Below are 12,991 nucleotides of genomic sequence, written 5' to 3'. Positions count from 1 at the left end.
TCACCTTCGCAACGGGAGTTACCATGGCTACACGTTCCACCATCATGGACACCAACAGTTTTCGTGCTGAGCACGCCGACGGTCTGGATGCGGCAACCCGCCAGCTAACAGACAAGCGCAGCAAAGTGTTGGGCGAGTCATATCGCCTGTTTTATCGTAAGCCGGTGCATCTGGTGCGCGGTGAAGGGCAGTATCTGTGGGATGCCGCAGGTAACAAATATCTCGATGTGTACAACAACGTGGCCAGCATTGGCCACTGCCATCCGGCGGTGATCGAAGCGGTAAACCAGCAGATGAAGATGCTGAATACCCACACCCGCTATCTGCACGAGCGCATTCTCGATTACACCGAAGAGCTGCTGGCAACCACGCCAGACGCTATCGACCGTGCCATGTATATGTGCACCGGATCAGAAGCTAACGATTTGGCCATTCGCGTGGCGCGTGCTTTCAGCGGCGGTACGGGCATCATCGTGTCGCAGGAAGCCTATCACGGCACCAGCGATCTCACGTCTGGCGTCTCTCCGGCACTGGGCAGCGGGCAGCCACTAGCGGCCACGACACGCCTGGTTTCGCCGCCGGATGCTTATCGTGTCAATACACCGGATCTCGGTGAATGGTTTGCCAACGAAATCCAGAAACAGATTGATGACATGAAGGCGCACGGCATTAAGTTTGCTGGCTTCCTCGCCGATTCAATCTTCTCTTCCGATGGTGTTTTGCCGAACCCTCGCGGTTTCCTGCAAAAAGCGGTGGATGTGGTGCACGCTAACGGCGGTATTTTCATTGCCGATGAAGTGCAGCCAGGCTTTGGTCGTACCGGTGATGCATTCTGGGGCTTTGCCCGTCACGGCGTGGTACCGGATGTGGTCACCACGGGTAAACCGATGGGTAACGGTATTCCGGTTTCCGGCCTGCTGGCGAAGAGTCATGTGCTGGCGGCGTTTAGTGACGATATCCCTTACTTCAATACCTTTGGCGGCAACCCGGTCGCCATGGCTGCGGCGCAGGCGGTCCTGACGGTGATTAAAGAAGAGGGCTTGCAAGAGCACAGCCGCGTGGTCGGAGCCAAACTGCTCGCCGAGTTGCAGAAGCTGATGGATCGCCATGAAAGCATTGGCGATGTGCGCGGAGCAGGGCTATTTATCGGCTTTGAACTGGTGCAGGATCGGGAGAGTAAAACGCCTAATAAAGCGCTGGCGCTGGACCTCACCGAGAAGCTGCGCGATCACCATGTGCTGACGTCGGTGGCCGGGCCGTACGGCAACGTACTGAAGCTGCGTCCACCATTGGCGTTCCAGGAATCGGATATTGATTGGCTGGTGGGTGCGCTGGATAAGTCACTGACTGAGCTGGGTCGGTAAATCAGGACGGTTGGCTTAACGCGGTTTCAGGATGATGAACCGGGTCGCCATTCATGGCGACCCGGCTGATAATCAGCACAATTTACTCCGGGTGCGGGCCTGCGAAGAGTCAGGCGGCTGCGGTCTCGGTCGCAAAAATGCTTTCCATCTTCTGCCACGCCTGCGCGACATCCTCATCCAGATTAAACAAACCTGATGTGCCAACGATAAACACATCCACCCCTGACGCGGCAATCTGCCTAAAGGTGCGCGCATTGCAGGAACCATCAATCTCGGTCAGATAGTGATAACCGTGCTCTTCGCGCAGGGTAATCAGCTGGCGAATCTTGTTCAGTGTTTCCGGGATAAATTTCTGCCCCGCAAAGCCAGGGTCCACCGACATCACCGTAACCTTATCCAGCAGATGTGCATACTCACGAATGCTCTCGGCAGGTGTCGCCGGATTTAATACCACGCCGCAGCGACGGCCCGCTTCTTTGATCTGATTCAGCAGACGGAATATTTTGTTATTCGCTGTTTCTGGATGGAAGCTAATAATATCCGCACCCGCTTCGATGCACATCGGAATAATATCTTCCGGGTGGTTCACCATTAAATGCACATCAATCGGCACATCGGTGATCTTACGCAGATTCTCGATAAAGAACGGCGATAACGTAATGTTTTTAACGTAGCTGCCATCCATAATATCGACATGATAAAAAGCCGCAGTGCTATTCATCGCTTCGATCTGTTCACGAAAACGGGTGAGATCCATGCACATTAATGACGGTGAAAATTGAGCGTTCATTGTTTATTTCCTCATTACATAATCCAGCGCCCGCAGGCGCTGTTTATGACATCAATGGAAGAATGAAATAATGTGGCCGAGTACGATGCCGACAATACCGAAGTCCGCGTCGCCAAAGGTGGTGGAAGCAAAGCCCAGGTCGCCCATCAGCGGCAGCAGAATCGCAGGCAGGAAGGAGATCAGCAGCCCTTGTACAAAGGAGCCGACCACCGCGCCGCGACGTCCACCCGTAATGTTGCCATAAACACCCGCGGTGGCACCGCAGAAGAAGTGGGGCACCAGACCAGGAACAATCACGCTCAGACCAAACAGTGGGCACAGGAACATGCTGATCAGACCGGCGGAGAAACTGCACAGGAAGCCGATGATCACCGCATTCGGCGCAAACGGGAACACCGTTGGGCAGTCCAGCGCCGGTTTGGCGTTAGGCACTAACTTATCCGCGATGCCTTTGAAGGCGGGCACGATCTCGGCAATCACCATACGCACACCGGCGAGAATGATATAAACGCCCGCCGCAAAGGTGATGGACTGAATAATCGCGAACACGATGAAGTTCTGACCGCCGCTCACCTGACTTTCGGTGAACTCTTTACCCGCCACCAACACCAGCGCGATAAACAGAATCATCATGGTCAGCGAAATTGCGACCGAGGAGTCACGCAGGAAGTTGAGGGTTTTCGGCACCTTCAACTCTTCGGTGGATGGACTGCCTTTGCCCACCGCTTTACCGACCAGCGCAGACAGCAGGTAACCGGTCGAGCCGAAGTGGCCGAGCGCCAAATCGTCCGAATTGGTGATTTTACGTGTGAACGGCTGCAGAATCGCCGGGCACACCACCATCATGGTGCCGAGAATCAGTGAACCGATGAGCACCAGCCAGAAGCCATGTACGCCGCCGACGGAAAGAATCACCGCCAGCATCGCTGACATATAGAGCGTGTGATGACCGGTCAGGAAGATGTACTTCAGCGGGGTGATACGCGCCAGCAGGATGTTCACCAGCATACCGAACACCATGATCATCGCGGTTTCAGTGCCGTAACTCTTCTGCGCCAGCGCGGCCATCGCATCAGTATTCGGCACGACACCCTGAATATTGAACGAGTGCTCAAACAGCTGGCTGAAAATAGTCAGTGTTGCCGCAATCAGGTTGGCCCCGGCGATAAGAATCACAAAGCCCATGATGGTTTTCAGCGTGCCGGAAATCACATCCGACACCGGTTTCTTTTGCAGTAATAAACCAATCAGGGAAAAAAGGCCGACAAGTATTGCGGGTGTTCCGAGAACATCCTTGATGATAAATTGCAGCATAATTACTCCATGTGAGTAAAATCGGGCTATTACAGATTTTCCGCCAGGATTTCTTTAATTTTGGCGTTATCTAATAAATTCGTCAGACCAAATACCTGCGCGCTATGCCCGGATAACTGATCGGCAATATCTTTGGCGCTGATGATTAAATCAGCCTGCTCAGATTTCGCCGTGGTTAAATCGGTATGGCCCACTTCAGCCTCTTTACCTAATTCCGCCACAATTTTCTTCACGTTCATTTCCACAATAAAGCTGCTGCCTAAACCATTACCGCACACAATCAGGACTTTTTTCATAATAGGATTCTCTGGTGGTTAATTTGTAATAACAGCTTCAATCGCTGGTAGGGTTGCCGCCTTCAGCAACTGCTGCAGGCGAGATTCGTCACTGAATACTTCGGCTAATGCTGTGATCATCTGGATATGATCGTCGCCGGAAACGGCGCACAGCATAATCACCACATACACCGGATCGTTTTCATCCGCTGCAAAACTCACACCGTTTTTCACATGCAGCAGCGACAAACCATTCTTACGCGCGCCCTGTTCTGGACGGGCATGCGGCATCGCCAGGCCGGGTGCCAGTACGTAGTAAGGTCCCAGTTCGGCATGCGAAGTGAAGATGGCATCGAGGTAAGCCGGGGTGATCGCCCCTTCGGCCAGCAGCGGCTCAGCGGATAAACGTACCGCGTCCTGCCAGTTGCTGACCTGCTCTACGATGCGAATATGTTGCGGTGTCAGCCATTGAGTGAGCATCAGTAATTCCTGGTTATTCGTCGATGGAGTGCACTTTAGGTGATTTTCTCACCGCTTTTCTGTGATGATTGTCGCAAAAGTTAGCGCTAACACCGATGTTGTTAAAAAATGTGTTATCGCTAACATTTTTGTGCAGCCCGTTTGTCATCGTTGCAAGCACCTGACATGCTCGGAGATTCTGAAAATGCTCAGCAGGTGAGGTGTGCCCGAATCTGTGGTGATTAACGTGGCACGTTGGCGCATTTGGTTTTAAGCTGCGTGCGGGCATTTGTAGCAAGTCAGATAGGAGAAGGCATGGCAGAGAAAAAACGGCGCGGTACCGGCAAAAGCACACTGGCCGATGTTGCCCGTTTGGTCGGCGTGAGCACCATGACGGCATCACGTGCGTTACGCATGCCGGAAAAAGTCTCACCTGAAATTCGCGCCAAAATTGATGCGGCTGTCGCCGAATTGGCCTACGTGCCAAATATCCAGGCGCGTAATCTGGCGTCGGCATCGTCGAAGCTCATCACCATGGTGGTGCCTTCGTTCGCCACGCCGGGCAGTGCAATTGTATCGGAAGCGCTGCAAGAAATTCTGCGTCCGCAGGGTTACAACATGATGCTGGCGGAAGCCAACCACTCGGCGGCGGAAGAGAGTGAGTTGATCGAGATGCTGCTCTCGTATAATCCGGCGGCGATGGTGCATTTCAACTTCGACAATGCCGCCGAAGCCCATCGTTTGTTGAGTAATTCCGGCCTGCCGGTGATGGATATCGGCGGTGTGCATCAGGAATCTGCGGGAATTAGTATCGGCGTGGATTTTGCCAAAGCGATTCGCCAGCTGGTGAAAAGTTTGGTCGAGCGCGGCTATCGTCATCTCGGCTTGTTGTGCACGCAAACCAATACCACGATTTTCCGCCAGCTGCTGAATGGCTGGCACAGTGGCATGCTGGCAGCGAATCAGGCGCCGCACCGCGTGGTGACCTCGCCGAAAATGCCTACCTTTGCCGCCGGGCATAGCCTGCTGGCTGAGATCCGGCTCACCTGGCCTGAGCTGGATGTGCTGATTTGCACCAGTGACGAAGTGGCGTGCGGTGCCATCATGGCTTGCCATGCCGCAGGCATCTCAATTCCCAGCCAGCTGGCGATTGCCAGTATCGGTGGCGGCCCACTGGCGGCGGTTTGCTCGCCGCCGCTGACCAGCGTTGTACTGCCCTATGAAGAGATGGGGCGCATGGCAGGCAAGCGCTTACTCGCCGCATTGAAGGGAGATGAGCCACCTGCCCTCAACGAACTGCCAGTGCAGTTGAAGTTGCGTGCCAGTACGCACAAGATTTAACCCTGCGGCCCAGCTGACAAAAGATGTCACGCTATGTGCGGTGCTTTTCCCAGATTGATCAAATCCTTATCATTACTAAGGCATTGATAACCCTTTTACCGATCATGATTTTAACTATAATGATCCGACTGCTTACGCGGCACCCTGTTAAGGTGATGCTGCAAAACACTAAATGGAGAGGAAGAACATGAGTTATTCACTGCCATCCCTGCCTTACGCGTACGACGCACTGGAACCACACTTCGACAAGCAGACGATGGAAATCCATCACTCTAAACACCACCAGGCTTACGTTAACAACGCGAATGCAGCGCTGGAAGGGTCCGAATTCGCTAATCTGCCGGTTGAAGAACTGATCGCTAAACTGGATCAGCTGCCAGCAGACAAAAAAGGTCCACTGCGTAACAACGCGGGCGGCCACGCTAACCACAGCTTCTTCTGGAAAGGCCTGAAACTGGGCACCAGCCTGCAAGGCGAACTGAAAGCCGCTATCGAAAAAGATTTCGGCAGCGTTGAAGCTTTCCAGGCTGAGTTTGAGAAAGCCGCTACCACTCGTTTCGGCTCAGGCTGGGCGTGGCTGGTGAAAAAGGGCGACAAGCTGGCTGTGGTTTCAACCGCTAACCAGGATAGCCCGCTGATGGGTGAAGCCATTTCTGGCGCATCCGGTGAGCCAATCATCGGTCTGGATGTGTGGGAACACGCTTACTACCTGAAGTATCAGAACAAACGTCCTGATTACATCAAAGCATTCTGGAACGTGGTGAACTGGGACGAAGCGGCTGCACGTTTCGCTGCTGCTAAGTAAGTTCAGGCGATAGCCAACGCACAAAACCGGTGAAGCTGCTTCACCGGTTTTTTTCTTTACGAAAACTAAACACTTCTTAAACCACTTCAAGATTATCTCTTCTGACAATACCGTTACGGTCGTTATTAACCTGTCGTTGATAATTTGGGGCATACAGTAGCCGCAGTTGATCACACGAAAGTAAAATAATTATGTCTACTATCACTACCCCTGTGGCGAATAAAGATTCGTCGGCATCCCTGTTTTTGCCGTTAATTAGCGGAAAAGTCAGACCTGATAAGTTATGGAATAGCAGTATGTTCCGCTTTAAATTTGCTTTAAGGTCTTTAATCTTTCCCGTTACAACATTTAATTACCTTAACGAGTTAGCGAAACTGCCATTTCTACCCCAACTGCTGAAAATGCAGGGTTTGCTGCCGGCTAAACCGCATCGCCCTTACCTGCGCGCGGGCTTCAGCGTGGCGCAACGCGCGCAGGCACTGCTTGACCATTACACGCTGATGGATCAACTGGATAATACCAAACTGCGCCAGTTACTGCTGAGTCCGGTATTAAATGTGATTGCCGCCTTTAACGGAAAAAACGATGAGGTGTTTGCTATTAATTGCTGCCCAGGACATTTTGACCGTGAAGGTGAAATAACCCTGACACTGCATTATCAAACCCTGAATATTGCCTCGCTCTCATTTTCCATTATTCAGGAAAAGGGCAAGCGCACATTATTGATTGGTGGATTGCAGGGGCCGCGCAAACACATCTCAAATGATGTGATCCGCGATGCAACCAAAGCCGCACATGGCGTATTCCCGAAACGTCTGTTAATGGAAGCGGTATTTATTCTGGCGCAACAATGTGGCGTGCAAGCGATTTGCGCGGTAGGAGATACCACGCATGTGTTCCGCAGCATGCGTTATCGCCACAGTAAAGGTGATAAGTTCTTTGCCAGCTACAGCGAGTTCTGGCTGTCACTGGGCGGTGAAGCCCGTGCCGACGACCTGTTTACGTTGCCGCTGCAGATGGAAAGGAAAGCTCTGGAAGAGATCGCCAGTAAGAAACGCGCGGAGTATCGCCGTCGCTATGCACTGTTGGATGCGTTGAACACCCAGGTATTGCTGGCCGCAGGGGTTGAACCCGTTGCAGGGGCTGAACCACTGCAGGAAGAGAGCGTAGAACGCGACGTATCACACGCCGCGTAATCGGGTATCAGAACGGCTGCTTCGCGTAGCCGGTCATCACCTTCAGCCCCATCTCACGCCCCAGCGCGGTCATTGGATGCACCACCACCAGGCCGCGCACGCTCTTCTTAAATGCGCCCATGTTGGCTTGTTCTTTCTTGGTGATCTCACGGCTGAAACCCAGCTTCTGCAGCTGTTGCGCTTCTTTGCTCAGCTTCTCATCGCGAACACTGCGCAGACGTTCAATTTCCTGCACCAGCTTCTCTTTTTCACGCAGCAACTCGCCGAGTTTTTCGGCATCGCCAGATTCCAGCAGCTGGGGTTCTTTGCGATTCAATGCGTCCAGTTGATCACTGAGCAGTTTGATCTCGGCTTTTTCTTGTTCTTTCATCAGGGGAAACTCGTTAAGGAAAACAGGCAAAGGATACATCAAAACGGGGCGATTTTGCAGCGGGGCGGATTCGACCGCGACAGTGCCCCTAAACGGCCGGCTTCTTAAAGGCTTGCTTGTGGGAGATGCGCGATATCAGCTCGGTGAGTGACAGCACCATGGTCGAGCGCACCATCTGCAGATAGCGCTGTTGCTGCATACTGCGTAATGCCTCGTCGTCTCGGGTGAAGTCAGGTTGTGGCGGCCACGCTACGACGCAGTGCAGTTCACCAAACGGCCCCAAAATCTCATCGTCAGTAAAGCGGTAGTCGCTGGTGTCGTGATCGAGTTCTTCACGTAGCGCCAGCAGCAGCTCACAATCTTCATATTCATGGCGATTAATCACGCCCAAGCCGTAAATCAGTTTCAAACGCACCGACAGCTCGCCCAGCGGACCGTCGCCGAGCAGCAACGGTTCAACCGCGTATTTCACGGCATAATCGTCTTTGCGGAAAACCTGCAACACCAGCAGGTTGACCGCTTCAGCCAATAGCTCAACGGCGGCGATCAGGAAGCTTCTCACCGATCGACCGGCGTTCAGGCGCTCAAGCACCCGGTTTTCAAAAGCTTGCTTCTCTTCCATTATTGCCTGCATTGTTCCGCTACCGCCGACGGGCACGGTTGGCACCGCGCCCGAGTGAGCTATTAAAAGGCGCGCATTATGCCATAGCGTTGTAAGCACTCACCACTGAGGTGACCACTTCGCTATTGGCTTCCAGTCCAGAGATCTCGGCCAGTGTTGCCTGTGGGCCTTTCTCAGCCAACAGGGCAGCCAGTTCCTGTGCCTGTGGATCGGCTTCACTGCGGTAGTGCATCGCGGCAGCGATACCCTGCACCAGGTTGGCGTGTGGCAGCTGGTACTCAAGGGTGCCGAGCGTGGGTTTAATCAGACGATCGCCCGCGCTGAGTTTACGCAGCGGCTGGCGGCCAACACGTTCAACATCATCTTTCAGGTATGGATTTTCAAAACGAGTGAGGATTTTCTGGATGTAAGCGGCGTGCTTGTCGGCATCAAAGCCATAGCGTTTGATCAGCACCTCGCCGCTCTCCTGCATCGCACCCTGCACCACGGCACGCACTTTCTCATCCAGAATCGCATCACGGATGGTGGCGTGGCCGGCTAACTGGCCAAGATAGGCGGTGATGGCATGGCCGGTATTCAGTGTGAAGAGTTTGCGCTCGACAAATGCCATCAGGTTGTCGGTCAGCTCCATGCCAGGAATGTTTGGCAATTCACCTTTGAACTGAGTTTTATCCACAATCCATTCGCTGAAGGTTTCGACTGTCACTTCCAGCGGATCGTTGCTGCCGGCCTCAGAAGGCGGCACGATGCGGTCAACGGCGGAGTCGACGAAGCCAACGTGCTCTTCAACCCATGCGTGATAGTGCTCTGGCAGCGCTTTCAATACGTGCTGCTTCAACTGACTGGTGCCGCGCACCATGTTTTCACAGGCGATGATATTCAGCGGACGGACATTACCGTTGTCGCTGCGTTTGGCCAGACCTTTCGCCACACCGCCTGCGATGCGCTCCAGAATTTGCGGACCAACCGCCGTGGTAACGATATCAACCTCAGCAATCAGCGTAACGATGTCGTCGCTGGTGCTGTTCACTGCGCTAACGCCTGTAACGATTTCGACCTTTGCCTGCTCGCCAACTACATGAACCGGATACTCATGACGGGCGTTAAGGGCATCCAGAACCACCTGATTCACATCCGCGAAAACCAGTTCGATACCGGCATCAGCCAGCAACTTACCGATAAAACCGCGACCGATGTTACCTGCTCCAAAATGTAACGCTTTCATAAATTTGACCCATATCAAATGACGAAAGGGCGGGCAAATCCGCCCCGGAAATGTGGGACGGGCTTGCCCGCCCCAGGGAAGTTAAAACGTGGTATTACGCTTTCGCGGTGTTACCTGACAGCAGATCCAGCACATCCTGAACGCTGGTGGTGTTCGCCAGCTTCTCAATCACGCTGTCATCATCCAGCGCGTTGGTCAGGCTGGTAATCACCTGAATGTGTTCGTTATTGCGAGCGGCAATACCAATCACCAGGCGCGCTACATCATCGGCTTCTTCACCAAACAGCACACCTGCTGGGTACTGGCAGAACACCACGCCAGTTTTCAGCACGCGATCTTTGGCTTCCACAGTGCCGTGCGGCACAGCGATAGACTCACCGAGATAGGTCGGGGTCAGCTTTTCACGTTCCAGCATTGCTTCAACGTACTCTGGCTGGACATAACCGCCTTTCACCAGCTGCTCACCAGCAAATCGAATCGCCTGCTCTTTGTTGCTGGCGCTCAAGCCGAGGAACACGTTGTCCGCGCCCAGTTTGAACAAATTAGCGCTGCCATCGTCATAGCTGTCTGCCAGCGTGGTCTGCACGGTTTCACGATGTGCTTCACTGCGGTTAGCGGCGATCAGACGTTCAGTCAGATTGCTGTACAGCGCGCTATCGAGGAAGTTATTTAGTGAAATATGCTGCGCCTGCGGTGCCTGACGCATCGCACGTTCCGTCAGATCGCGGTGGGTAATCACCAGATCCACATCGCCCGGCAGAGAGTTAATCGCACTGTTGGTTACCGAGATATTGCTCAGGCCGGCATCCTGCACTTTCTTACGCAGCACACCTGCACCCATGGCGCTGGAACCCATACCGGCATCACAGGCCACGATGATTTTACGCACGTGGCTCACATCAACACTGGTGGCATCGGCGATAACCGGAGAACCCGCAACGGCCTGACCTTTAGACTGCGCTTTCATATCACGCATGCGCTGAGTCGCGGCTTCGATATCGTCATCTTCTTTCACTTTGCTGGTTTTCAGCAGGATAGAAGAGACCACGAAGGAGACGGCAAACGCCGCGATGATGGCCGCGATGTTAGCGAAGTATGCGCCTTTTGGCGTCATCGCCAGTACTGCGAGGATAGAACCCGGAGACGCTGGAGACACCAGACCACCGTTCAGTACGGTCAGGGTGAACACGCCTGTCATACCACCGAGGATCACCGCCAGCAGCAGACGTGGCGCCATCAGCACGTACGGGAAGTAAATTTCGTGGATACCACCAAGGAAGTGGATGATGGCCGCACCGCCTGCAGACTGCTTGGCGCTACCGCGACCAAAAATCATGTAGGCAACCAGCACACCCATACCTGGGCCTGGGTTAGCTTCAATCAGGAAGAAGATAGATTTACCGGCTTCGCTGGCCTGCTGGATACCCAGTGGCGAGAAGATACCGTGGTTGATGGCGTTATTGAGGAACAGGATTTTCGCCGGTTCAACAAAGATAGAGGTCAGTGGCAGCAGGTTGTTCTGCACCATCAGATTTACGCCCGCCGCAAGGATGTGTGACAGACCTTCAACCAATGGACCGATGCCGATGAACGCCAGCAGCGCCAACAGCATACCGATGATACCGGCTGAGAAGTTGTTAACCAGCATCTCAAAGCCGCTTTTGATTTTACCATCAACCATACGGTCAAAGGTTTTGATCGCCCAGCCGCCCAGTGGACCGGCAATCATCGCGCCGAGGAACATCGGCATATCTGCACCGACAATCACACCCATGGTGGTAATAGCACCGACCACGCCGCCGCGATCGCCGCCCACCAGGCGTCCACCGGTGAAACCGATCAACAATGGCAGCAGGTAAGTGATCATAGGGCCGACGAGTTTCGCCAGCGTTGCGTTTGGAATCCATCCGGTTGGGATAAACAGTGCTGTGATGATACCCCAGGCGATAAACGCACCGATGTTTGGCATCACCATGTTACTCAGAAAGCGACCAAAGCTCTGGACCTTGACCTTCGCTGATGAGGACATAAACCCACCCCTTATTGAGACGCGCTGCAATAAGAGCGCGGTTGTTTTTGTTAAGACTTTTATTGAGCCGTTCCGGCGCGGGCCGTGGCATCACTGTATGCACGCGGACTCTAGCACTAGTTTATTACGCTGCGTAGCATTCGGGATAAGTGTGATGCAGATCACTCAAAATTGGGGTGGTCAGGGTGCTATAAAGTGATGAAGATCACATAAATAGAGTGTAAGAAAAGTACGAAGGCGAAATTTTAAGCAAAACAACGGGATAAATGTGACTTAAGTCACCTTTGAAGCCCTGTGGTTTGTTTCATAAGTGTGATTGAGATCACAAATTATTTTTGGTCGAAAATGCGCCAGATCACACAATAGCGATGCAGATAAGTGAGGTGTAAGGAAGTGACGAAAAATCTGAAAGATGCGATGAAGAGTATGTCAGGAAAGGGGCGACCTTTAGTCGCCCCTGAACGCATTAAAAGCGAGGTTACAAACCACCCTGCACAGCATTCTGTGCCTGAGTCAGGGCTTGAGCATTGCTGGAAAGGTTGCTCATCAGGGTGTTGTACTGCGTGGCCTGATCCTGCGTTGGGAACTGAACGCCACCGTCATTGAAGGTCACACGCGTGCCCTGCGACTGCAGATAATCACCGGTTTGCACCGCCGCCTGGCTCAACGCCTGCAGCTGAGGCAGCAATGGAATCAGCGTACCTGCCGGCTGCGTCACCACTTTGGCGTAGACGCTGTCATACACTTTCTTCAGATCGTCTGGCTGCTTCAACGTGGCTTTGCTGCTGTCGGCCTGCATTTTGGCGCTCTGAATCTGCTGTGACAGCACACTGAGGTTGCCGCTCGCCTGACGCAGACTGTCGCGACGGGTCAGATAATCTTGTGGCACACGAATCGCGGCCAGTTCATCAACCACAGGGCGCATGCCTTGCTCAACCGCCTGATTGGCCTGCTGTGAGAAGCCATACAGAATGGCGTAGTCGCCCGCGTAGTTACCGAAGGTCTGCTTCTGGTTTTCGCTCAGGCTAGGCAGATGCTCGCCGCTGCGCATCGCGGTATTCTGCAGGAAATCGGTGAAAGCTTTGCGCTGATCGCCTTCTTTATCGCCACAGGCGGTAAGTTGCAGCACAACCAGTGCGCTGACCATAAGCATGCCGGTACGCATCCAGATGCGGGATAATCCTGACGCCATGTTGAACTC

Annotated in this window: 13 protein-coding genes; 4 read left to right on the top strand and 9 right to left on the bottom strand. The window is 53.5% G+C overall.

The genetic code is table 11. From position 1 onward, the window contains the following. Nucleotides 1-23 precede the first annotated feature (23 nt). The gene (locus tag LH22_RS01870) at nt 24-1,364 is read left to right on the top strand and encodes an aspartate aminotransferase family protein (protein ID WP_038643884.1); all 1,341 of its coding nucleotides are present in this window, start codon (nt 24-26) and stop codon (nt 1,362-1,364) included. 109 nt (nt 1,365-1,473) lie between these two features. Here LH22_RS01870 and alsE read toward each other — a convergent pair whose 3' ends face one another. The 4 genes from alsE to LH22_RS01850 are packed head-to-tail and all read right to left on the bottom strand — an operon-like array spanning nt 1,474 to nt 4,223. After that, nucleotides 1,474-2,154: a D-allulose 6-phosphate 3-epimerase gene (alsE, locus tag LH22_RS01865; protein ID WP_038643882.1), complete on the bottom strand. Its 681-nt coding sequence runs from the start codon at nt 2,152-2,154 to the stop codon at nt 1,474-1,476. A gap of 51 nt (nt 2,155-2,205) precedes the next feature. Further along, nucleotides 2,206-3,468, bottom strand: coding sequence for a PTS ascorbate transporter subunit IIC (locus tag LH22_RS01860; protein ID WP_034827723.1), 1,263 nt, complete (start codon nt 3,466-3,468; stop codon nt 2,206-2,208). A gap of 29 nt (nt 3,469-3,497) precedes the next feature. Beyond that, on the bottom strand, nt 3,498-3,764 hold the full coding sequence (locus LH22_RS01855; protein WP_034827725.1) for a PTS sugar transporter subunit IIB: 267 nt from the start codon (nt 3,762-3,764) through the stop codon (nt 3,498-3,500). An 18-nt stretch (nt 3,765-3,782) separates the two neighbouring features. Next, complete coding sequence (locus tag LH22_RS01850; protein ID WP_038643880.1) at nt 3,783-4,223, bottom strand: PTS sugar transporter subunit IIA; 441 nt, start codon at nt 4,221-4,223, stop codon at nt 3,783-3,785. Nucleotides 4,224-4,517: 294 nt separating this feature from the next. Between LH22_RS01850 and LH22_RS01845 the strand changes: the two genes are divergently transcribed. The 3 genes from LH22_RS01845 to LH22_RS01835 all read left to right on the top strand — a co-directional run bounded on the left by LH22_RS01845 (nt 4,518) and on the right by LH22_RS01835 (nt 7,544). Then, nucleotides 4,518-5,543, top strand: a complete 1,026-nt coding sequence (locus LH22_RS01845) for a LacI family DNA-binding transcriptional regulator (protein WP_038643879.1) — start codon at nt 4,518-4,520, stop codon at nt 5,541-5,543. 187 nt (nt 5,544-5,730) lie between these two features. Further along, nucleotides 5,731-6,348, top strand: a complete 618-nt coding sequence (gene sodA, locus LH22_RS01840) for a superoxide dismutase [Mn] (protein WP_038643878.1) — start codon at nt 5,731-5,733, stop codon at nt 6,346-6,348. A 191-nt stretch (nt 6,349-6,539) separates the two neighbouring features. Next, nucleotides 6,540-7,544: a VirK/YbjX family protein gene (locus LH22_RS01835; protein WP_052059334.1), complete on the top strand. Its 1,005-nt coding sequence runs from the start codon at nt 6,540-6,542 to the stop codon at nt 7,542-7,544. Nucleotides 7,545-7,551: 7 nt separating this feature from the next. Here LH22_RS01835 and LH22_RS01830 read toward each other — a convergent pair whose 3' ends face one another. From LH22_RS01830 to LH22_RS01810, 5 genes are all read right to left on the bottom strand, one after another. Next, on the bottom strand, nt 7,552-7,914 hold the full coding sequence (locus LH22_RS01830; RefSeq protein WP_038643877.1) for a YibL family ribosome-associated protein: 363 nt from the start codon (nt 7,912-7,914) through the stop codon (nt 7,552-7,554). Between the two features lie 88 nt (nt 7,915-8,002). Next, on the bottom strand, nt 8,003-8,536 hold the full coding sequence (locus LH22_RS01825; protein WP_038643876.1) for an MltR family transcriptional regulator: 534 nt from the start codon (nt 8,534-8,536) through the stop codon (nt 8,003-8,005). A gap of 76 nt (nt 8,537-8,612) precedes the next feature. Continuing rightward, nucleotides 8,613-9,761: a mannitol-1-phosphate 5-dehydrogenase gene (gene mtlD / locus LH22_RS01820; RefSeq protein WP_038643875.1), complete on the bottom strand. Its 1,149-nt coding sequence runs from the start codon at nt 9,759-9,761 to the stop codon at nt 8,613-8,615. Nucleotides 9,762-9,855: 94 nt separating this feature from the next. Beyond that, the gene (locus LH22_RS01815) at nt 9,856-11,790 is read right to left on the bottom strand and encodes a PTS mannitol transporter subunit IICBA (protein WP_038643874.1); all 1,935 of its coding nucleotides are present in this window, start codon (nt 11,788-11,790) and stop codon (nt 9,856-9,858) included. A 478-nt stretch (nt 11,791-12,268) separates the two neighbouring features. Further along, entirely contained in the window at nt 12,269-12,982 is a 714-nt protein-coding gene (locus LH22_RS01810; RefSeq protein WP_038643872.1) for a DUF3053 domain-containing protein, read from the bottom strand. Nucleotides 12,983-12,991: the final 9 nt, after the last annotated feature.

Source organism: Pantoea rwandensis (assembly GCF_000759475.1).
Lineage (GTDB): Bacteria > Pseudomonadota > Gammaproteobacteria > Enterobacterales > Enterobacteriaceae > Pantoea > Pantoea rwandensis_B.
This window is presented reverse-complemented; position numbering and strand designations above follow the sequence as displayed.

Excerpts from the sequence above, each read along its gene's own strand:
- LH22_RS01860 (WP_034827723.1), bottom strand. The coding sequence starts at position 3,468 with ATGCTGCAATTTATCATCAAGGATGTTCTCGGAACACCCGCAATACTT.
- LH22_RS01845 (WP_038643879.1), top strand. The coding sequence starts at position 4,518 with ATGGCAGAGAAAAAACGGCGCGGTACCGGCAAAAGCACACTGGCCGAT.
- LH22_RS01815 (WP_038643874.1), bottom strand. The coding sequence starts at position 11,790 with ATGTCCTCATCAGCGAAGGTCAAGGTCCAGAGCTTTGGTCGCTTTCTG.
- LH22_RS01835 (WP_052059334.1), top strand. The coding sequence starts at position 6,540 with ATGTCTACTATCACTACCCCTGTGGCGAATAAAGATTCGTCGGCATCC.
- LH22_RS01850 (WP_038643880.1), bottom strand. The coding sequence starts at position 4,223 with ATGCTCACTCAATGGCTGACACCGCAACATATTCGCATCGTAGAGCAG.
- alsE (WP_038643882.1), bottom strand. The coding sequence starts at position 2,154 with ATGAACGCTCAATTTTCACCGTCATTAATGTGCATGGATCTCACCCGT.
- LH22_RS01870 (WP_038643884.1), top strand. The coding sequence starts at position 24 with ATGGCTACACGTTCCACCATCATGGACACCAACAGTTTTCGTGCTGAG.
- LH22_RS01830 (WP_038643877.1), bottom strand. The coding sequence starts at position 7,914 with ATGAAAGAACAAGAAAAAGCCGAGATCAAACTGCTCAGTGATCAACTG.
- LH22_RS01825 (WP_038643876.1), bottom strand. The coding sequence starts at position 8,536 with ATGGAAGAGAAGCAAGCTTTTGAAAACCGGGTGCTTGAGCGCCTGAAC.
- mtlD (WP_038643875.1), bottom strand. The coding sequence starts at position 9,761 with ATGAAAGCGTTACATTTTGGAGCAGGTAACATCGGTCGCGGTTTTATC.
- sodA (WP_038643878.1), top strand. The coding sequence starts at position 5,731 with ATGAGTTATTCACTGCCATCCCTGCCTTACGCGTACGACGCACTGGAA.
- LH22_RS01810 (WP_038643872.1), bottom strand. The coding sequence starts at position 12,982 with ATGGCGTCAGGATTATCCCGCATCTGGATGCGTACCGGCATGCTTATG.
- LH22_RS01855 (WP_034827725.1), bottom strand. The coding sequence starts at position 3,764 with ATGAAAAAAGTCCTGATTGTGTGCGGTAATGGTTTAGGCAGCAGCTTT.